Source organism: Cytobacillus sp. BC1816, from assembly GCF_051353635.1.
Classification (GTDB): Bacteria; Bacillota; Bacilli; order Bacillales; family Cytobacillaceae; genus Cytobacillus; species Cytobacillus oceanisediminis_C.
On sequence record NZ_CP195611.1, the window covers coordinates 4,137,536 to 4,157,908 of the forward strand.

20 protein-coding genes are annotated in these 20,373 nt (G+C 41.6%); 2 read left to right on the forward strand and 18 right to left on the reverse strand.

Annotated features, from left to right (window positions below; all coding sequences use genetic code 11):
* Positions 1-14: 14 nt before the first annotated feature.
* The 8 genes from dtd to ACR42H_RS21145 all read right to left on the reverse strand — a co-directional run bounded on the left by dtd (position 15) and on the right by ACR42H_RS21145 (position 10,246).
* Positions 15-455 carry a D-aminoacyl-tRNA deacylase gene (gene dtd / locus ACR42H_RS21110; RefSeq protein WP_113882739.1) on the reverse strand — a complete coding sequence of 147 codons (441 nt, stop codon included), beginning with the start codon at positions 453-455 and terminating at the stop codon, positions 15-17.
* A 15-nt stretch (positions 456-470) separates the two neighbouring features.
* A complete protein-coding gene (locus ACR42H_RS21115) occupies positions 471-2,666 on the reverse strand; it encodes a RelA/SpoT family protein (RefSeq protein ID WP_436373094.1) in 2,196 nt (731 codons plus the stop codon).
* 291 nt (positions 2,667-2,957) lie between these two features.
* Positions 2,958-3,470, reverse strand: a complete 513-nt coding sequence (locus ACR42H_RS21120; protein ID WP_113882737.1) for an adenine phosphoribosyltransferase — start codon at positions 3,468-3,470, stop codon at positions 2,958-2,960.
* Entirely contained in the window at positions 3,461-5,830 is a 2,370-nt protein-coding gene (gene recJ, locus ACR42H_RS21125; protein WP_436373097.1) for a single-stranded-DNA-specific exonuclease RecJ, read from the reverse strand. The genes ACR42H_RS21120 and recJ overlap by 10 nt, the downstream gene beginning before the upstream one ends.
* Positions 5,831-5,986: 156 nt before the next feature.
* Positions 5,987-6,304, reverse strand: coding sequence for a LapA family protein (locus ACR42H_RS21130; protein WP_113882735.1), 318 nt, complete (start codon positions 6,302-6,304; stop codon positions 5,987-5,989).
* Between the two features lie 24 nt (positions 6,305-6,328).
* Positions 6,329-7,231 (reverse strand): cation diffusion facilitator family transporter, encoded by a 903-nt coding sequence (locus ACR42H_RS21135; RefSeq protein WP_113882734.1) that lies wholly within the window; start codon positions 7,229-7,231, stop codon positions 6,329-6,331.
* Positions 7,232-7,373: 142 nt separating this feature from the next.
* Positions 7,374-9,638 (reverse strand): protein translocase subunit SecDF, encoded by a 2,265-nt coding sequence (gene secDF / locus ACR42H_RS21140; RefSeq protein ID WP_436373099.1) that lies wholly within the window; start codon positions 9,636-9,638, stop codon positions 7,374-7,376.
* A gap of 311 nt (positions 9,639-9,949) precedes the next feature.
* Positions 9,950-10,246, reverse strand: a complete 297-nt coding sequence (locus ACR42H_RS21145; RefSeq protein ID WP_113882732.1) for a post-transcriptional regulator — start codon at positions 10,244-10,246, stop codon at positions 9,950-9,952.
* Between the two features lie 122 nt (positions 10,247-10,368).
* Between ACR42H_RS21145 and spoVB the strand changes: the two genes are divergently transcribed.
* Entirely contained in the window at positions 10,369-11,934 is a 1,566-nt protein-coding gene (spoVB, locus tag ACR42H_RS21150; protein WP_113882731.1) for a stage V sporulation protein B, read from the forward strand.
* Between the two features lie 55 nt (positions 11,935-11,989).
* Here the strand turns inward: spoVB and ACR42H_RS21155 are convergent, their stop codons facing one another.
* On the reverse strand, positions 11,990-12,640 hold the full coding sequence (locus ACR42H_RS21155) for a DUF421 domain-containing protein (protein ID WP_436373102.1): 651 nt from the start codon (positions 12,638-12,640) through the stop codon (positions 11,990-11,992).
* 279 nt (positions 12,641-12,919) lie between these two features.
* On the opposite strand from ACR42H_RS21155, the gene ACR42H_RS21160 reads away from it, so the two are divergent.
* Positions 12,920-13,225 (forward strand): TIGR04086 family membrane protein, encoded by a 306-nt coding sequence (locus ACR42H_RS21160; RefSeq protein ID WP_436377038.1) that lies wholly within the window; start codon positions 12,920-12,922, stop codon positions 13,223-13,225.
* Positions 13,226-13,419: 194 nt separating this feature from the next.
* On the opposite strand, the gene yajC is transcribed toward ACR42H_RS21160, so the two are convergent.
* From yajC to ACR42H_RS21205, 9 genes are all read right to left on the reverse strand, one after another.
* Positions 13,420-13,704: a preprotein translocase subunit YajC gene (yajC, locus tag ACR42H_RS21165; protein WP_113882728.1), complete on the reverse strand. Its 285-nt coding sequence runs from the start codon at positions 13,702-13,704 to the stop codon at positions 13,420-13,422.
* A 66-nt stretch (positions 13,705-13,770) separates the two neighbouring features.
* Positions 13,771-14,910, reverse strand: coding sequence for a tRNA guanosine(34) transglycosylase Tgt (gene tgt / locus ACR42H_RS21170; RefSeq protein WP_113882727.1), 1,140 nt, complete (start codon positions 14,908-14,910; stop codon positions 13,771-13,773).
* Between the two features lie 68 nt (positions 14,911-14,978).
* On the reverse strand, positions 14,979-16,007 hold the full coding sequence (queA, locus tag ACR42H_RS21175; protein ID WP_436373105.1) for a tRNA preQ1(34) S-adenosylmethionine ribosyltransferase-isomerase QueA: 1,029 nt from the start codon (positions 16,005-16,007) through the stop codon (positions 14,979-14,981).
* Between the two features lie 27 nt (positions 16,008-16,034).
* Entirely contained in the window at positions 16,035-16,241 is a 207-nt protein-coding gene (locus ACR42H_RS21180) for a DUF2905 domain-containing protein (protein WP_009333097.1), read from the reverse strand.
* On the reverse strand, positions 16,238-17,239 hold the full coding sequence (gene ruvB, locus ACR42H_RS21185; RefSeq protein ID WP_113882725.1) for a Holliday junction branch migration DNA helicase RuvB: 1,002 nt from the start codon (positions 17,237-17,239) through the stop codon (positions 16,238-16,240). Before ruvB ends, ACR42H_RS21180 begins: the two co-directional genes overlap by 4 nt.
* A gap of 53 nt (positions 17,240-17,292) precedes the next feature.
* Positions 17,293-17,904, reverse strand: coding sequence for a Holliday junction branch migration protein RuvA (gene ruvA / locus ACR42H_RS21190; protein ID WP_436373108.1), 612 nt, complete (start codon positions 17,902-17,904; stop codon positions 17,293-17,295).
* A gap of 159 nt (positions 17,905-18,063) precedes the next feature.
* Positions 18,064-18,627: a tyrosine-type recombinase/integrase gene (locus tag ACR42H_RS21195; RefSeq protein ID WP_113882723.1), complete on the reverse strand. Its 564-nt coding sequence runs from the start codon at positions 18,625-18,627 to the stop codon at positions 18,064-18,066.
* 240 nt (positions 18,628-18,867) lie between these two features.
* A complete protein-coding gene (locus ACR42H_RS21200; protein ID WP_436373110.1) occupies positions 18,868-19,416 on the reverse strand; it encodes a BofC C-terminal domain-containing protein in 549 nt (182 codons plus the stop codon).
* A gap of 162 nt (positions 19,417-19,578) precedes the next feature.
* On the reverse strand, positions 19,579-20,322 hold the full coding sequence (locus ACR42H_RS21205) for a YhcN/YlaJ family sporulation lipoprotein (RefSeq protein ID WP_113882721.1): 744 nt from the start codon (positions 20,320-20,322) through the stop codon (positions 19,579-19,581).
* Positions 20,323-20,373 lie beyond the last annotated feature (51 nt).

Here is a 20,373-nt window from a genome sequence, read left to right on the forward strand (position 1 = left end):
AAATAAAAAAAATCTTACTTGCTTTCTAAAATTAAAGTAACAGGTCCATCGTTGGTTAATTTAACATCCATCATGGCCCCAAATTCACCTGTTTCTACTTTCAGGCCTTTAGCTTCTAAAAACCGGTTAAAAGCATCATAGATTTTTACGGCATGCGCTGGGTTAGCCGCTTCCATGAAATTGGGCCGTCTGCCCTTCCGGCAATCTCCATATAAAGTAAACTGGGAGACCGAAAGAATTTCAGCTTCCTGATCCAGCAGTGAAAAATTCATTTTACCATTTTCATCTTCGAAGACGCGAAGATTGGCAATTTTATCAGCCAGAAATGCAGCGTCCTCTTCCTTATCTTCATGGGTGACTCCAACGAGCAAAACAAACCCCTTTTTGATGCTTCCGACGGTTTTTCCGTCCACCGTTACGCTGGCTTCTTTGCTCCGCTGCACTACAACACGCATTCTATCTGCACCCCTTTAGTTCATAATCCTTCTTACTGCATAAATATCAGGGATTTGTTTAATCCGTTCTACAACCTTTTGCAGGTGGCTGACATTGTGTATGGCAATGGAAATATTAATCGTTGCTGATTTATTGCGGTCTGAACGTCCTGATACGGCTGAAATGTTGGTTTTCGTTTCATTAACAGCCTGAAGGACCTCATTTAATAATCCCCTGCGGTCATAACCGGTAATTTCAATTTCAACATTGTATTCTTTCCGGTCATTTAAGGCTGTTTCCCACTCAACCGGGATGAGCCTTTGTTTTGCATCATCCGTTTCTATATTGGGGCAATCATCACGGTGTACAGAAACTCCTCTGCCCTTTGTAATAAACCCAACAATTTCATCCCCAGGGACAGGATTACAGCAGCGGGAAAGGCGTATCAGCAGGTTATCAATGCCTGAAACCCGGACACCGGATTCGCGTTTTTTGGCAGATGGAAAAGTCTTCAATTCCGAAACAGCATTTGTAATATCGGAGGTTTGTTCGAGATCGCGTTTCTTGCGCCATTTTTCTGTCAGCCTGTTGGCAACCTGAAGTGCAGTTACTCCGTTATAGCCAACGGCAGCATACATATCTTCCTCTGTGGCAAAGTTGAACTTTTCTGCGACCCTTTTAACATTATCAGATGTCAAAATTTCCTTCAGGTCGAAATCCATATTTCGAATCTCCCGCTCAACAAGCTCTTTCCCTTTTTCCACATTTTCTTCTTTTCTCTGCTTTTTGAAAAAGGTTCGGATTCTATTTTTAGCCTGTGAAGTCTGAGCAAGCTTCAGCCAATCTTTGCTAGGTCCATAGGAATGCTTGGATGTCAGAATTTCGATGATATCGCCGGTCTTCAGTTTGTAATCAAGCGTGACCATTTTTCCATTGACTTTGGCACCGATCGTTTTGTTTCCAATTTCCGAGTGAATTCGATAAGCAAAGTCAATGGGAACGGAGCCGGAAGGAAGTTCGATGACATCCCCTTTAGGAGTAAAGACAAACACCATATCGGAAAATAAATCGATCTTCAGTGATTCCATGAACTCTTCAGCATTTGCAGCATCATCCTGAAACTCCAGGATTTCGCGGAACCAGGTTAGCTTCTCCTCAAATGAAGAGCCCTCATTCACTCTTTTTCCTTCTTTATAAGCCCAATGGGCAGCAATACCAAACTCTGCAATTCTGTGCATATCCATGGTACGGATCTGGACTTCCAGCGGGTCACCTTTTGGCCCAATAACCGTGGTATGAAGAGATTGATACATATTCTGTTTAGGCATGGCAATATAATCTTTAAAACGGCCGGGCATCGGCTTCCAGCATGTATGAATAATCCCGAGAACCGCATAGCAATCTTTAATGCTGCTTACAACAATTCGAACAGCAAGAAGATCATATATCTCATTGAATTGCTTGTTTTGAAGCGCCATTTTTCGATAGATGCTGTATATATGCTTAGGGCGGCCGGATATCTCTGCTTTAATTGAAACCTCTGACATTCTGCCCCTCATGACATTAATAACATCATCTAGATACTCTTCCCGTTCCGCTCTTTTTTTCTTCATCAGGTTTACAATCCGATAATATTGCTGCGGATTTAGGTACCTTAGAGCCGTATCTTCAAGCTCCCACTTAATCTTTGAAATTCCAAGCCTATGGGCAAGAGGGGCAAAAATTTCAAGTGTTTCGTTCGAAATGCGGCGCTGCTTTTCAGCTGGCAGATGCTTAAGTGTCCGCATATTATGAAGACGGTCAGCAAGCTTAATTAAGATTACACGGATGTCCTGGGCCATTGCCACAAACATTTTCCGATGATTTTCAGCCTGCTGTTCTTCCTGTGATTTATATTTAATTTTCCCCAGTTTTGTTACACCATCGACAAGCATTGCCACTTCTGAATTGAAGGCTTCTTCGATATTCTCCAATGAGACTTCGGTGTCTTCAACCACATCGTGAAGAAATCCGGCAGCAACCGTTGATGGATCCATCTCCAGGTCAGCAAGGATGCCTGCCACTTGAATTGGATGGATAATGTATGGTTCACCGGACTTCCTATATTGTTCACGGTGGGCATGCTTGGCAAACTCGTACGCTTTTTTTACAAGCTCTGCATGCTCATCGTTTAAATATTCTTTTGCTCTGTTGATGACTTGCTCGGCGGTCAGAACTTGATCGTTCGCCATGGAATCACCTTTATCTCCCTGAATTTTATGCATTTGCATAATGTAATAATTTTAAAATTGGATTTATAACAAGTTATAAAAAAATTAATATTGCTACTATTATCGAAAAAAAAAGTGAAGATGTAAAGGGATAGACTGTTATTTTTATGGGAATAACAAAAAAAATGTCGATTTTTGTCCGAATTTCTTTATTGTTTTTCCATAATTGGTTTTGGAAGCACTTTATATGTCTATTTTCACAGATAATTAAAAAGAGCACCATTTCGTATGGCGCTCTTTTAGTATGAAAAATTAATACTGCATCAATGTCAGAATATCGTAATCGTCAAGCTTTTTACGGCCGTCAAGGTATGTTAATTCGATAAGGAATGCAATGCCTGCCACTACTCCGCCAAGTTCTTCAACCAGCTTGATGGTAGCATCGATTGTTCCGCCCGTCGCAAGGAGATCGTCTGTGATCAGAACTCTTTGCCCAGGTTTGATGGCATCTTTATGAATGGTTAAAATATCTTTGCCATATTCTAGGCCATAATTAACCTTGACTGTTTCACGGGGAAGTTTTCCTTCTTTGCGGACAGGGGCAAAACCTACACCTAATGAATAAGCAACAGGGCAGCCGATGATGAATCCACGGGCTTCCGGGCCAACAACCAGATCAATTTTCTTTTCACGAGCGTATTCAACAATTTGGTCAGTCGCATATTTATACGCTTCACCGTTGTCCATAAGTGTTGTAATATCTTTAAATTTTATGCCTGGCTTCGGCCAATCTTCAACAATTGTTATATACTGTTTTAAGTCCATTTTTCTTCCTTTGCCTCCTCAAGTTTTACAGCCCCTTGCATAACTTCATCAAACCAGTCTTTGAGCTGCTGAAAGGATGAATAGAGCAAATCGCTCTCAAGAGTGTATTGTGCCTGTTTAAGCTGATAGGTTCGCGAATCAGCTAAATCACGTTTAATTGATGTGTTGTTTAACGAAATGACACCATTATTTATTTTAACAAAATCCAATTCAAAAAACACTTGAGACATAAAATCTACCGTTTCCCTGCTCCATCCCTTATGCTTCGCTATATCATTCCCATGACGGCTGATATCAATCGAGCCTTTTTTAGCAAGCAGGGCAAAATACCACTTAAAATGATCTCTTGTTGGTATAGTGCTGAAATAGTCACTGTCCTCTTTATAAAAATGAGCATAAATTCTGGCAGGTTTTTTTCCAGAGAATACATGAGCAAGTATTGCCTTTGAAGGAGGCAAATCAGCAATCACGATGTTTGAACCTTCTAGGTTTAAACCTTCTGCATCCTCTTCAGATGTTATTTTCACCATATTTTCCCCTGCATATGTCCTGAACTTGGATATATGTTCCTCATTAAAAAATATCCAAGTTGTGTTTTCCTCAGGAATGACGCTTTGAAGCCTTTCGAGCCTCTTTAAACTCCGGATATCGAATAGCTGCCAGGAGTTCACTGCCATATCCTGCAGGAAGATTTGCGGTTTTTTAATATTATTCCATTCATTAATCGATAATTCACCAATAACGGACAGCTTGGAATATGGTGATATTTGTTCGTGCAAATGTCCGAGGCCGAAACCGATTCCATCAAGGGAAGATCCATCATTCTCGATTGTGAGCTTTATATGAGTTTGATCAGATCCGATTTTTCTCATCGCGGCAATATTGGACTCTTTTATCATAACTTTCGGTTTTGGATTTCCCATCCCAAATGGAGCGAGCAGCTGCATCTCTTCTATAGAAGAAAGATTTATATCTTTTAAATGGAAAACTCCATCAATACTGGTTACTGGAATAAAATCTTCCTCGGACAGCTGTTCATTTGCAAGAGTATTCAGTCTTCCTCTGAGGTCAGCGACCGATTCAATTGACAAGGTCATTCCTGCTGCCATTGGGTGCCCTCCAAAGTGAGGAAGGATATCCCGGCATTCAGATAGATTTTTGAACAGATCAAAACCTTCTATACTTCTTCCGGATCCCTTTGCCAGTCCTTTTTCACTATCATAACTAAGAACAATGGCCGGGCGGTAAAACTTTTCAACAAGCTTTGAAGCTACTATTCCGATTACACCGGCATTCCAGCCTTCTTTGCCTACAACAATAACTGAATTCTCACTGATCGGAAAATTTGTTTCGACCTCTTTAATTGCTTGAGCTGCAATATCATTGACAATAGCTTGCCTCTCTTTGTTTAACATTTCAATTTCTTCGGCAATGGCTTGTGCTTCATAAGGATCATTTGTCAGGAGCAAATCCACTGCAGGATCCGCACTTTCAAGCCTGCCGGCTGCATTGAGGCGAGGTCCGATTGTAAAGCCGATGGTTTCTTCACTAATGGATGGAAGTTCTATTCCAGCCGCTTTAAACAAGGCATTCAAACCTGTATTCTTAGTTGATTTCAGCTTTTGAATCCCGCGCTTGGCAATTAGCCTGTTCTCTCCCGTTAAAGAAACAAGATCGGCAATTGTGCCAATCGCAGCTATTTCCAAAAGGTGATCAGGCATTTCACCATTTAGCGCATGTGCAAGCTTAAAGGCTACACCAACGCCGGCCAGTTCCCGAAATGGATATGTGCTGTCCGGATGCTTTGGATGCACAATTGCCAATGCTTCAGGAAGCTCTGGGCCAGGCTCATGGTGATCTGTAATAATCAAATCCAGTCCAAGCTCTTTTGCAGCCTTTGCCTCGTTTACAGCCGAAATCCCTGTATCCACAGTAATAATTAAACGGATGCCGGTTTCAGCCGCATGTTCAAAAGCAGGAATATTAGGGCCATAGCCTTCAGTAAATCGATTCGGTATGTAGAATTGGACGTCAGCACCGAGATCTCTAAGTGCCATCATCATGACAGAAGTGCTTGTCACTCCATCCGCATCATAATCACCAAAAATTAAGATAGGTTCCTGTTTTTCAATTGCTGCTTTTATTCTGGATACAGCTAATGCCATATCTGTCATTAAAAAAGGATCATGAAATTCCTGGTCTTTATCCATTAAAAAATACCGTGCTGAATCAACGGTATCCATCCCGCGATTAATTAACAGCGATGCGGCCAGAGGAGCAATATTCAATTCCTTTGAAAGCTGCTGCACCTTATCCTCCTGTGTTTGCCGAACAATCCATCGCGTTCTTGAATGTAACATACGTTCACCCCTCAGCTTATTAATTATACAAGAGGGGGACATGGGTTTCAATAAGTTAAAATCGGGATATTCCATACAGATCTGGAAAGAAGAATATTAATTGCCTTTTGAGTGCAAAAGAAAAAAACTTGAGCAAAAGCCCAAGCCTCTTTTAATTTAATGTATATCCCTATCCAGTTCTTTTTCAAGTTCTTCTTTATCGGCATGATCCTTTACCTCATTTCCTGCTTTCAGCTTTTCATTTTCCCTTTTTAGTATTCTCACTTTCCTTTGAAGTGAGTAGATTCGAACAAGGCCCACGGAACCCACAATTAGTCCTCCCATAAGGACTGATCCTAAAATCACAAGAATCAGCGGCCACTGGCTTTCCCCAAACAAGTAGTTTACCGTTACATCATCAACATTGATCACTGCAAAAACAGCCACTATTAGTGCAAATAAAAAACCAAATAATAAAGCCCATTGAAACTTCATAAAATCCTCTCCCTACTATACTCTCTAATTTATACGTTCTTCACTATAAGGATTAATGTGCACAAATACATTTTGCACATTTTCCAATTCAAGCAGTTTGCGTTTCACCTCTTTGCCGACCCGGTGACCATCCTCAACAGTCATATTCGGATCCACTGAAACTTTAATATCAACAATAACATAATGCCCGTGTTCCCTGGCGTGCAGTTCATCAATCCTTTTAACCTGATCTACGGATTCAGCAGTTTTGCGCATCTCAAGGGTATCTTCCTCATGAAGAACATGATCAAGGGTGCTATGAATCGATTCTTTTCCAAGCTGCCATGCCATTCTAATAACCATAAGGGAAACAATGAGGCCTGCTACAGGGTCTGCATACTCAAGCCATTCAATCCCCATTATACCTCCAATGACCGCACACCCTATTCCAATCAAGGCTGCAATTGAAGAATAAACATCTGAACGGTGTTCATAGGCATTTACAATTAAAGCATCACTGTTAAGTCTCTTTCCCAAATTATACTTATAACGAAACATTGCTTCTTTCACAATGATAGAAACCAGCACGGCTGCTATCGCAATTGCTTTTGGAGGTTCAATTGGCGAAAAAAATGATTCAAATGATGATTTACCAATTTCAATTCCCACAAGGAACAGCAAGACCGCAACAATTATGGCTGCAATCAATTCAGCTTTTCCATGACCATATGGGTGGTCCTCATCCGGCGGCTGTTTCGCAGCTCTCAGCCCCAAATATACAGCAAAGGATCCGGCTACATCTGAAGCTGAATGAACTGCATCCGCCACCAGCGCTTTACTCCCTGAATAAACTCCTATTCCCCATTTGATGGCAGCAAGAATAATATTGCCCACGATGCCAATCATAGCTGCAAATTCAGCCTTCTTAAAACGATCGTTATTTTCCAAAGCGATACTTCCTTCCTCCCTGTACTTGTTTTTAGTTTATCCTATTTCCCGGAATCATTAACCTTTTTTGTCAAATAGACGGCATCCGGTTTTCCAGATTAATAAAAAAACTCAGGCGTTCGCCTGAGTTTTTTTGTACTTATTAAACTTGAGGTTCGTCACTGATTTTGCGTTTTTCTTTAACGGTATGAATAACACCTTTTTCCTTCAGTTCTTTGCCTTTCCATACTGCCCAAAGCTGCGCAGCAAGGAAGATCGATGAATAGGTACCAGCGATTAAACCGATCAGAAGTGCAAACGAAAAGTTTCTGATTGACTCACTTCCAAACACCAATAGCGCGACGACAGTGAATATAACTGTTAAAACAGTATTCACAGAACGGCCAAGCGTTTGGCGAAGACTCTTGTTTACAATATCAGCAATATCTTCAAATGACTTGAGTTTTTTCTTTTTCTGCATATTCTCACGAATCCGGTCGAACGTTACGATGGTATCATTGATCGAATAACCGACTACTGTCAGAACTGCCGCAATGAAGGTAATGTCCACTTCAAGACGGGTGAAGCTAAATACAGCAATGATAAAGAAAGCATCATGAAGCAGCGCGAGAACTGCTGGAATGGCCATCTTGATCTCAAAGCGAATGGTTACATAGATGATAATACCCACAGAGGCTATCGCAAGAGCTTTTAGTGCATTTTTGGCAAGCTCTTTTCCTACAGTCGGTGAAACTGTGCTGACATTCGGATCTTGACCGAATTTTTCATGAAAATGAGTTTTAACTTCTGCTATTTCATCTTTTGTCAAAACATCTTTAAACCTAGCAACACCAATATCTTTCGCATCACCTGAAATGACAATATCATCTGTCTCAATTCCAAGAGCTGATAATTCAGCTTGGAATTTTTCTTTTGTTAAAGTCTCACTAGCCTGCTGCTCGATGCGAGTACCGCTGACAAAATCGATTCCTAGATTTAAGCGGAATATAGAAACAACAATGATTCCTACTGCAATTAAAACAGCAGATAGGATGAAAAATTTCTTGCGGTTCCCTACAAAATCAAATTTATCGAATTTGGTAGGCAAATCCAGGGTATCGTAATTTTCTGCAATATTTTTGATCTCACTTTTCTTAACCCCGAACAAGCCTGGTTTTTTATTCAGTGCTTTACTATGGACCCAAAGCCCAAGAAGCAGCCTCGTGCCGTATACAGCAGTAATAAAGCTTGCCAGGATGCTTATAATAAGCATGGTAGCAAATCCTTTTACAGAACTTGTCCCATACATGAATAATACTGCAGCAGCTAAAATAGTTGTGATATTTGCATCAAATATTGTCGAAAGAGAGTTTTTCCCGCCAGCCTGAAAAGCTGATTTGATTGTTCTGCCCACTTTCATTTCTTCCCGGATTCTCTCATAGGTAATGATATTCGCATCAACTGCCATACCAACTCCCAGAATCAGAGCAGCGATACCAGGCAGCGTCAGTACGCCATTCATCCAGTCAAATACAAGTAAAATCAGATAAATATAAAAAGATAATGTGAGAGTAGCAATAAATCCAGGGAAACGATATACAGCAATCATGAAGATAAAAATAATTGCAATACCGATTATACCGGCAAGAATAGTTGTTTCCATTGCCTGCTCACCGAATTTCGCACCTACAGAAGTGGAATAAACTTCATCGAGCTGTACAGGCAGGGAGCCGGCATTTAATAAATCCGACAGTGTCTGTGCTTCTTCAATCGTAAAGTTCCCAACAATGGACACGGTATCCTGATTAAAGATCTGGCTTACCTGTGGAGCAGATAAGTATTTTGGCTCTTCCTTTGCTGACTCAGCCTGGAACGAATCCTGGCCTTCTTCAAAATCAAGCCAAATGACAAGCAGGTTATTTGGCGCTCCCATATTGACAATTTTTTGAGTTACATCTTTAAATTTGCTGGCACTCTTCAGCTTCAATGAAACACTTGGCTTTCCGTTTTCATCGAATGTCTGCTTTGCCCCATTTTCAGCAAGGTCTGAACCATCCATCATCAATTGATCATTCACATCTCTAAATGATAGATTAGCTTCTGTGGACAAAATTTCCCTTGCCTTATTCTGATCTGTTACTCCAGCAAGCTGAACACGGATCCTCTTATCTCCCTCAATCTGGATATTCGGCTCACTGACTCCAAGAACATTGATCCGCCTGTCCAGTGCTTCGGCAGTACTTGCAAGGACTGCTTTATCAACCTTCTGCCCATCTTTTGGCGTTACCTCATAGAGGACCTCGAATCCTCCCTGCAAATCAAGTCCAAGCTTAATATTTTTTAAGATGTTGTTTGTCGTTGCCCCTGCCAGGCTTCCCAATAATACAACAATCAGGAAAAAGGCAACGATACGGCTGCGCTTTACCATTATGAATAAATCCTCCTTAGCTTATCGCCCGCTTATTGAAATAACAAACACCACTTCAGCATCTGCGAAGCATAATTAACCATACAGGCTTGCGTCGGGAAGCTGCATATCTGTACAATACAGCCTCCCGTAATAAGACTTTTCGTTTAAACCCTAGCCCGCTTTTACCATTCATTCTTATAAACTTCATTCTATGTATGAACAATGACAAGAAAAAGAGCGTTTACTCCGCTTTTCATTATGAGACAGATTGTAAAACCTGTCAATTTGTCATATACCATGTTATTTTTTTGTGAAAATTGGAAAATAAACTACTTTAACAATTCCCTTCTTTCTTCTTCATTATCAAAAGCAAAGTCAGCCTCTTTAAAAGCCTCAATGGTAGCATAGTGAATGTATTCGCTCACTTTTACCTCCATTATTTCTTCCACAATTTCAAATAGCCTGACATTTTCTTTTATCTTTTTCCACTTTTTCTTTGTGAGGAATCCCCATAGCTCCTGTTCAGTCACTTTTCTATATCCCAGCAGCCGAAATTCATCCAGTTTGCTTTCCAATGCAGGCTTTACCGTAGTGCGAAAATAATCATATTCATGGCCGATTTTCACTTTCAGCCGCCTCCCCGCCATTATTCACATGGAAATTATGATAGCTTGTCATGCTTTGTCCTCTATCTTGCATATAGATAATTGTATATGATAATACCCATTTTGAGAAGGCAGGGAGTTGAATGTCCAAATTTCTGAAAGGTACCATGATCCTGCTAGCTGCAGGCCTGGTGACCAGGGTCCTGGGCTTTATAAACAGAATTGTCATCGCCCGATTTATTGGAGAAGAAGGCGTTGGCCTTTATATGATGGCTTTTCCCACCATGATTCTTGTCGTCACCATCACACAGCTTGGGCTGCCGGTTGCTATATCTAAGAATGTGGCCGAGGCGGAGGCAAAGGGAGATACAGCAAAAATCAAGAAAATATTAGTTGTTTCCTTAGCGACGACTATCTCACTTTCAATTGTTTTCACTCCTGCTTTAATTTTGCTTGCTCCATTATTATCAGATACACTCTTTACCGATAACCGCACACAGCTGCCCTTGATGGCAATCGCCCCTATCGTGCCAATTATTGCAGTTTCTTCTGTCATTCGGGGTTATTTCCAGGGCAGACAGAACATGAAGCCTGCAGCCTATTCCCAGATGATTGAACAGGTAGTCCGAATCAGCCTGATCGCTTTGATGACTAAGGCATTTCTGCCATACGGAATTGAGTATGCGGCAGCAGGAGCCATGCTTGCAGCTGTCATAGGGGAGCTTGCATCATTGCTTTATTTATTGACTACATTTAAGCTTAAAAAGAAATTCAGAGTCAGGAAACAATTTTTTAAATTTGTGTCTTCCGGAAAAAGTACATTTAACGAATTGATGACCGTTGCCCTTCCAACAACAGGCAGCAGAATGATCGGTTCAGTTGCCTGGTTTTTTGAACCGATTGTGGTAGCACAGAGTCTGGCACTTGCAGGGGTGGCGGCCGCTGCGGCTACGAAGCAATATGGTGCTCTTACCGGCTTTGCCATGCCTCTTCTGATGCTTCCATCGTTTATAACTTATTCTTTGTCAACATCTCTTGTCCCGGCTATCAGCGAAGCAAATTCCCAAAATAATATGCGCCTGATCGAATACCGGCTTCAGCAGGCACTTCGGTTTGCATTTATTACTGGCGGCCTGGCAGTGGTGGTTCTTTATGTCCTTTCCGATCAATTGATGGAAGTAATGTACGGCTCCCCAAGCGGTTCTCATTTTATTAAATTGATGGCACCATTTTTTCTGTTTTATTATTATCAGGGACCTCTTCAGGCAACTTTACAGGCATTAAATCTGGCCCGTGCCGCAATGATCAACAGTCTGATTGGCGCTGCCGTTAAAACGGCAGTCATCTTTCTTCTTGCCAGCCAGCCTGCATTTGGCATCAATGGTGTGGCGATGGGAATTCTGACCGGCACAGTCCTGGTGACCATGCTTCACTTTGCTACCGTACTGAAAGCTATTTCGTTTACTTTTTTCATTAGGGACTATTTAAAGACGTTTATTGCCATGTTTTTGTCAGGAGGCATTGGCTTCTGGATGCTCAAAGATTTACTTTCTCCTGACTTGAATACAGCAGTGAGGGTAATTGTGATTTCTTCTGCCATCGCTTCTGCATACATCATTTTCTTATTATTATTCAAGCTGATTAAAAAGGGTGATCTGATTCGGATTCCATGGGTTGGCAGACTGTTATCAAGGTTTGCATTTAGATAATTTCCGATATCAGAAGGGCCAGCTCAATCTTTCATATCTTGAGCTGGCCCTCAATTTATTTCCTTTTGTCGATCAGATCTACATAAAATTGGCCATTTTCATAGCTGCAGAATGATATACTGGATAACTCTTTATACCCTTCTTTTCTAAGCTCCTGACGCAGCCAAAAGTCACTTTTATTTATCGTTTCCAGATTGGTTTTCTGAATTGTCCCATCTATGATTAAAGGGATCGTAATTCCCCCCTCTTTGCTGTCCTTTTTTTCAAACACTGACAAAGTACCGGAAGATTCAAGGATGGCAAATTCCACATCTGAGATTTTGGCAATATCTTTTTCTCTTAACTGCAGAAGCAGGTCATCAAAGTTATACCGCTGTTTCCTCATGGCATTTTCATCAATTTTTCCTTTATTAATAATAATGGTCGGTTTCCCATCAACGACATCCCTGAACGTTTTGCTCTTCAGGGAAAATATGGCCAGCACAATCTGCACAACCATCAAAAGGAGCATTGGCAGCACGTTTTTCAAGATTTCTGAATCCGGGGTTTCAATCGCTACTACTGCAAGTTCAGCAATCATGATATAGACGACTAAATCCAGGATGCTTAATTCACCAATTTCTCTTTTGCCCATTAGTCTAAAAATGAGAAGAATGACTGCATAGAGAAATAATGTTCTTCCTACAATGATTAGATATTCTTCCACTTCTACAGCACTCCTTTTGATGCAATCCTTTATATCCTTCCGCATATTGAAACTTTTATGATTTTATCAGGCTTTTTCTTTGAACATTTTAGATTCTATTTTTTCATTGTGTGAATATGCTTGTACTAAGGATTAAGCTGAATAGCCTCTGGGGTAAAAGCTGTTCCTATTTACTGATTCAGAAGGGAGAGGGTCAATATAGAAGAGTCAAAGAACTTCGGAAGCGCCGTACTTTATGGAATTATCGCCATTTTTGCCATTGCTGTAGCGAGCAGTCTCATTTTTTCACTGCTTCTGCGGTTTACCTCGCTGCAGGAGTCTTCCCTGCAGTATATTATTACTGCTTTTTCGTTTGTTTCTCTTTTTGCGGGCGGGTTCATTTCCGGAGGTAAAGGGAAGCAAAAAGGCTGGCTGCTTGGAGGCTTGACAGGCCTTATTTACTCAATCGTTATTTTTCTATTTCAATATTTAGGACATGACAGTCTATTTGATATGGAGCAAATGATATACCACACATGTTTCACGCTGACTGCAATGATGGGCGGTATATTGGGAGTAAATCTCAACACCAAAAGAACAGCTTAAAAGAAAAGCGGAGGCGCCTTGCGCACCCCCGACACCTCGAGGGGGTAAGTTCCTCCTAAAAGCTAACACTTTTAGTCGTCCGATGAATATGCTGTCGAAGCGTTCCGTGTGGAGCTAGACAATTATCGAGGTTCAAAGTATTTCCTACTATAAAAAAAGAAGGTCCGGAAATTCAGGACCTTCTTTTTTTGATATTAAGATTTTGCTAATACATCTCCAGTTGCCTGCGTTACTTCGCGAATCGCTGCACGATCGTATGTAAGACGGCTTCCGTCACCACATTTAATAACCACTTTGTCTTCGTCGATGGCATCAACGAATCCATGAAGGCCGCCGATTGTAACAACCTTATCTCCCTTTTTCAAATCACCCTGCATTTGCTGAACTGCCTTTTGGCGTTTCTGCTGCGGACGAATTAACAGGAAATAGAATAAAACAAACATCAGCAATAATGGTCCTAATGTTCCTAAAAGCTCCATAGTTTTCCCCCCTTTCAAAGATTGTCCCGCTTTAAGGCTGCTCCTTAAATGAACTCTCTTTTAATATTAAAAGTTCTTCGCGTTAGGCTTATTGAATCCATACCTTTCGAAAAACTCTTCTCTAAAGTCACCCAAACGATCATCTCTAATCGCCTGTCTTACCTGCTCCATTAATTTTAGCAGAAAATAGAGATTATGGTAAGTTGTAAGCCTGATTCCAAAGGTTTCATCACAGCGGATCAAATGCCTGATGTAAGCACGGCTGTAATTGCGGCAAGTATAGCAATCGCAATTCTCATCAATTGGGCCAAAATCTCTTGCAAATTTTGCATTTTTAACAACCAGTCGGCCATTACTTGTCATCAATGTTCCGTTTCTGGCAATCCTTGTAGGAAGAACGCAGTCAAACATATCAATCCCTCTGATTGAACCATCAATCAGGGAATCGGGAGATCCTACTCCCATAAGGTACCTTGGTTTATCAGACGGCAAAAGCGGTGTTGTGAACTCTAGCACACGGTTCATTACATCTTTAGGCTCGCCCACAGATAAACCGCCAACAGCATACCCCGGGAAATCAAGAGAGGTTAAGTCTCTCGCGCTTTGTTTACGCAGCTCCTCATATTCTCCACCCTGTATAATTCCGAAGAGTCCCTGATCATTCGGTCGTTTATGTGCTTGTAAGCAGCGCTCAGCCCAGCGTGAAGTCCGCTCTACTGACTTTTTCATATATTCGAAGGAGGCTGGATAAGGAGGGCATTCATCAAATGCCATCATAATATCTGAACCAAGGGAATTTTGAATATCCATTGCTTTTTCAGGTGATAAAAACAGCTTGTCGCCATTCAGGTGGTTCCTGAAATGAACGCCTTCTTCTTCAATCTTACGGAATTCACTAAGACTGAACACCTGAAACCCGCCGGAATCTGTCAGAATGGCCCGGTCCCAATTCATAAACTTATGCAGGCCGCCTGCTTCTTCTACAATTTCCTGACCCGGTCGAAGCCACAGGTGGTAAGTATTGCTCAGAATAATGCCCGCTCCCATTTCCACTAATTCTTCAGGGGACATGGTTTTTACTGTAGCTAGTGTTCCCACGGGCATGAACACAGGAGTTTCAAAAGATCCATGCGGCGTATGGACCCGTCCCAGACGGGCACCGGTTTGCTTACATGTTTTAATTAATTCATAACGAATTGCAGTCAAGTTGCAGTTCTCCTTCCATTTTAAAAGCTCAGGAGCAATTATTACTGCCTGGCAAGGCGAAAATAATGCTACAAAATGAGCATAGCATCTCCAAAGCTGAAGAACCGATAGCGCTCCTCCACGGCCTGATTATAGGCATTCAGTACGTTCTCACGGCCTGCCAGTGCACTTACAAGCATAATTAATGTCGATTTAGGCAGATGAAAATTCGTAATCATGCCATCAATTGCTTTAAATTCATAGCCGGGATAAATGAAAATATCTGTCCAGCCCCTTGATTCTTCAAAACGGCCATTGTGCAAGGAAGCAATGGTTTCTAAAGTCCTCGTGGATGTAGTCCCCACACTGATAATTCTTCCTCCATGCTCACGGACTTCATTCAACAGCCGTGCAGTCCCTTCTGTTACCTGGTAAAATTCAGAGTGCATTTCATGCTCATTCAAATCCTCCACACTAACAGGCCTGAAAGTTCCCAGACCAACATGCAGAGTAATAAAAGCAATATGCACACCCATTTCCTTAATCTCTTCAAGGAGCTCCTCTGTAAAATGAAGGCCTGCTGTAGGGGCTGCAGCAGAACCGCGTTCACGGGCAAACACAGTCTGATAACGGTCACGATCATCAAGCTGCTCCTTAATATAAGGAGGCAATGGCATTTCTCCCAATTGCTCCAGCACCTCATAGAAAATCCCGTCATACTTAAACTTCAGTACCCTGCCCCCATGATCTGAAGTTCCAGTACAAACAGCAGTCAAATTGCCGTTCCCAAACGTTATCTCAGTTCCTTCTTTCACTCTCTTGGCTGGCTTGACCAGCGTTTCCCAGGAATCCCCTTCAAGCTGTTTAAGAAGAAGCACCTCTATTTTCGCACCCGTGCCTGTTTTCTCTCCAAACAGCCTGGCAGGAAGGACCTTTGTGTCGTTCAGCACAAGACAATCTCCAGATTTGAGATAATTTTTAATATCTTTAAATACACTATGCTGAAGATTTCCGGTTTTTTTATCAAGGACCATTAGCCTGCTGCTTGTCCGATCAGCTAAAGGCGTTTGTGCAATTAATTCCTCAGGCAAATGAAAATCAAACCAATCTACTTTCATGATGTCACCCTCTGTTATTCATATAGACTACCGAAGCCTTCCAATAAAATAAAAGATGGCAGAAAGAATAACACTGATCAAAATCGATGTAACGACTGGAAAATAAAATGTCGTATTGCCTTTCTTGATCACTATATCCCCCGGCAGCTTGCCAATATTAATAAACTGGCTTATAAATCCGATCGCAAAAATTATGGCACCAATGACCATCAGCCACTTTGATATGCCGCTCAATCAGCAGGCACCTCCATCTGAAAATGGCGGTACACCAGGCCAGTTACAATTCTTCCTCTTGGCGTCCGCTGAAGAAACCCAATCTGCAATAAATATGGTTCATAAACATCTTCAATCGTGTGTGCTTCTTCCCCAATGGTCGCCGCAATTGTTTCAAGGCCAACAGGTCCGCCGCGGAATTTTTCTATAATCCCTCTTAATAATTTATGGTCAATATGGTCAAGGCCTAAACGGTCAACCTGCAAAAGCTCCAAAGCTTCCTTGGCCAGCGTTTCACCAATCTGGCCATCTGCTTTGACCTGAGCAAAATCCCGGACTCTCCGGAGGAGCCTGTTTGCAATTCTAGGCGTGCCCCTTGACCTTCTGGCCACCTCAATGGCGGCTTTTGGATCTATACCAGTGTCAAGAACCTCAGCTGTACGGACAACAATATCAGTCAGCTGCTCTTCTGAATAGTATTCAAGCCTGCTAAGCACTCCAAAACGATCCCTTAACGGGGCCGATAACGACCCAGCCCTTGTGGTCGCGCCAACTAGTGTAAAGGGCGGTAAGTCCAGTCTGACTGATCTGGCACTTGGCCCTTTTCCGATGACAATATCCAGACAGAAGTCCTCCATTGCCGGATATAGAACCTCTTCGATAGAACGCGGCAAGCGATGAATTTCATCAATAAACAGGACGTCACCAGGTTCCAATGCAGTCAGGATCGCAGCCAAATCACCAGGCCGTTCAATGGCAGGGCCTGCAGTGGTTCTGATATTTACTCCCATTTCATTGGCTATAATGGCAGCCAGTGTGGTTTTCCCCAATCCAGGCGGTCCATATAGAAGGACATGATCTAAGGTCTCCTCGCGTATTCTGGCAGCTTTGATAAAGATCTCGAGGTTCTCCTTTACTTTATCCTGTCCAATATACTGCTTTAGTGTCTGCGGGCGCAGACTCTGTTCAAATGAAAGATCCTGAAGATCAGCTTCACCGGATATTATCCGCTCTTCCATACATAATCACCTACTTAATATCAGCTTAAATGAATCGGACCGGTTACAATACATTACAGTTTTAAAAGCTTTTGCAGGGCCTTCTTTATGTATTGGTCCGTTGTAAGCTTTTCCTTCTTCAGTTCCGGTGTAATCTTTTTCAGTTCCTTATCTGAATAGCCCAGCGCTTTTAATGCAAGCAAAGCTTCTTCCAGGTCTCCTGAAGGCCCGCTTTCAACCTGAAGTTTATCCCCTGAAAACAGATTAGGGAAAAAGTCAGGTACAATATCCGGCAGCTTCCCTTTCAGATCAAGAATCATCTGCCTCGCTGTTTTCTTTCCGACTCCAGGAAACTTAACGAGGAATGCTTCATCTTCATTTTCAATCGCCTGCACCACCTGTTCCGGTTCACCTGAAGCAAGAATTGCAAGAGCTCCCTTCGGCCCAATTCCGGTAACATTCAGCAGCTTGGTAAACAGGGTCTTCTCCTCCCGAGTCTGAAAACCGTACAATGCCATAATATCTTCCCGTACATAATGATACGTGTATATCCTGACCTCCTGCCCGAACTCCGGGGTATAGCTAAATGGATTGGGCGTTAAAATCTGATAGCCAATACCATTGTTTTCAATAACCACATATTCCGGTCCGATAAAATCCAGCTTGCCTCTTACGAATTCATACAATGCCTTTCTCTCCTCTGATTTAACTGTACCTCATTGTACCATATTATATTTTAGGCACGAAGAATAAAATGCTGAACAGGCTGGGGCAGATACATTGTTTGTGGACGAAAATCCTTTGGTAAGCAGGACGCTTATATCAGCCAATGCCTTAAACTCATTCTATAAATTAACATCCACTTTTATCAATTGCTTCCCGCCTCTTTCAATACCGAGATAACGCAAAGTTTCAGCGGAAGAATGGTGATTATAAATGGACATAATGATTGAAATGGCAATCCCTTTTCTATATGCATGATAGCCAAATGTTTTTCGAAGTGTATGTGTGCCGATCTTCCCTGGAATTCCAGCTTCCTTTGCAGCATTATTTATGATCCGATAGGCTTGCTGGCGGGTAATTGGCTGGTTATTCTTTTTAGATTTGAAAAGGTAATCACATTCAGAGCAATCATGCTGGGTAAAATATTTTTTCAGTTCTTTTTTCACGCTGTTATTTAAGTAAAATGCTTTATTTTCGTCGCTATTGAGATCATTTAAATAAATAAACTCTTTTATCTCCTTCCCATCCCAAACATCACTAATTTTCAGAGATAGCAAATCACTCACCCTTATACCGGTATTTATGCCCAATACAAAAAGCAAAAGATCCCGCTGTGACTGATGTCTTAAAATCTCTTTAATTTTATTTATGCTTTTGATGTCCTTGATAGGATCAACATATTCCACAAGATTCCCTCCTGCAACTAATGTTACATAAGTATAAGCTATCAAAAAATAAGTAACATTACAAATGATTGGATGCAGTTCATAAGAAAAGCGGAAGCGCCTTGCTTACCTCCGACACCTCGAGCAGGAAGACGCTGGAGCTAGACAGTTATCAACGTTCAAAAATAATTACTTTCTTATTGTTTAAAAAAACGGAAACATGCAAGAGAATCCCATTCCCTTGCATGTTTTACTGCATTTTCAATTCGCTTGCTTTTCACCGGCAGTATAGCTTTTAAAGGTCTCCAGAACTTCTACATATCGATCTTTTGTTACAATGGGAATTCCTTTTTTTAATTCTTCACATTTTGTGCTTTCTAATCTCCCTAAATCGATTTGAAAGAAAGACTGAATGATATTTGTTTCTTGCGGCCTTCCATTGAAAATGGTTAAGGTGCCGTCCTCGGTTACACCGAAGTACCCATTTGCTTTTAATAATGGCGATATATCATCCATTTTCCGGCGGAACACCATATAATCTATATCCATATCAACAAGCTGCCATTGATCATATTTAGCCCAGAAATCTTCAAGGGTCCATATGGTTTCCTCTATCGTTTCCTGGCTCACTTCCCCATCCAGATATTCTCTTTCCAAAATGACATCCATCTTAAGCGGCCCTTCAATGTGTTTTTCTGCTGCCTCAGCATATACAGAAGTACCCTCAGATAAAAAGTTGAATGCATCTTTCTGGAAGAAGGGGTAAAAGGAAGCAGCTCCTATTAATAGCAAGCCCCATATGGTTCTCATGATCGATCACCTCGATTAAATAGTAACTTATGCAGCATCCGCCTGAGCTGTTTTCGCTAATCTTTATGATTAGTGTGACCAACATTTTCATGTTTATCCTGAAAAAATTTAATTATGTAAAAAGGGGCAGAGCCCAGCAGCTTTGCCCTCTTTCCTAAATCATTATTTTTCCCTGCGGAATAAACTTTTTAAATCCCAATCAATTTGCTCTCGCGGACCGCCATCACGCAGATTGTTATCAATGTTTCTTAAACGGCTAAACGTTCCTTCGTCTGTTACCACCGTGGCAGATCTCCCGCGTAAATATGGCTGAACCGCTTCATGAATCGCTTCTTTCGTCTGTTCTTCCTTATCATAATCATTCAAGTCTACAGCAATCAAAACATCGCTTCCATAAGTAACAGATCTGACATCTTCAACGTTCGGAACAGAAGCTGCAACGTCGCCAATTTTTTCAGCAAGCTCACCTTCATAAGCTTGATAATAAGAGTTTTTGGCTTGTCGTGTATTGTCATCGAGATGTCCATGATAATTCGCATCGCTATGGCTAAATCGATTATCTCTCCGTAAAAAGCTGCGATCCCTGTCAGCAAGAGGAACAGTAGGGTTTTCAGTATTCTCATTTCTTACTCTTCTTGCATTATTGTCCACCCGGTTGTAGCCGTTATTTTTTCCCTCTCCGCCCAGAGTATGATCCATCATTTCTGTCAGAGGCCCATCATTATCTGTACCATCTTCTACCCGGACATTCCCACCGCGGTTTCCGTGATTTTCATTTGAATAATACCCCATGGGCTGACCAATTTCATTCTTTCGATCAACAGATGCATCTTCATTTGTTCCGCATCCTGCCAATCCCATCGTCATGATGGCAGCAATCGGAACTGCAATTAATTTCTTGTGCAAGCGAAAAACCCCCTCGCTAATATTACAAGCCATGAGCATTTCTGCTCTTTC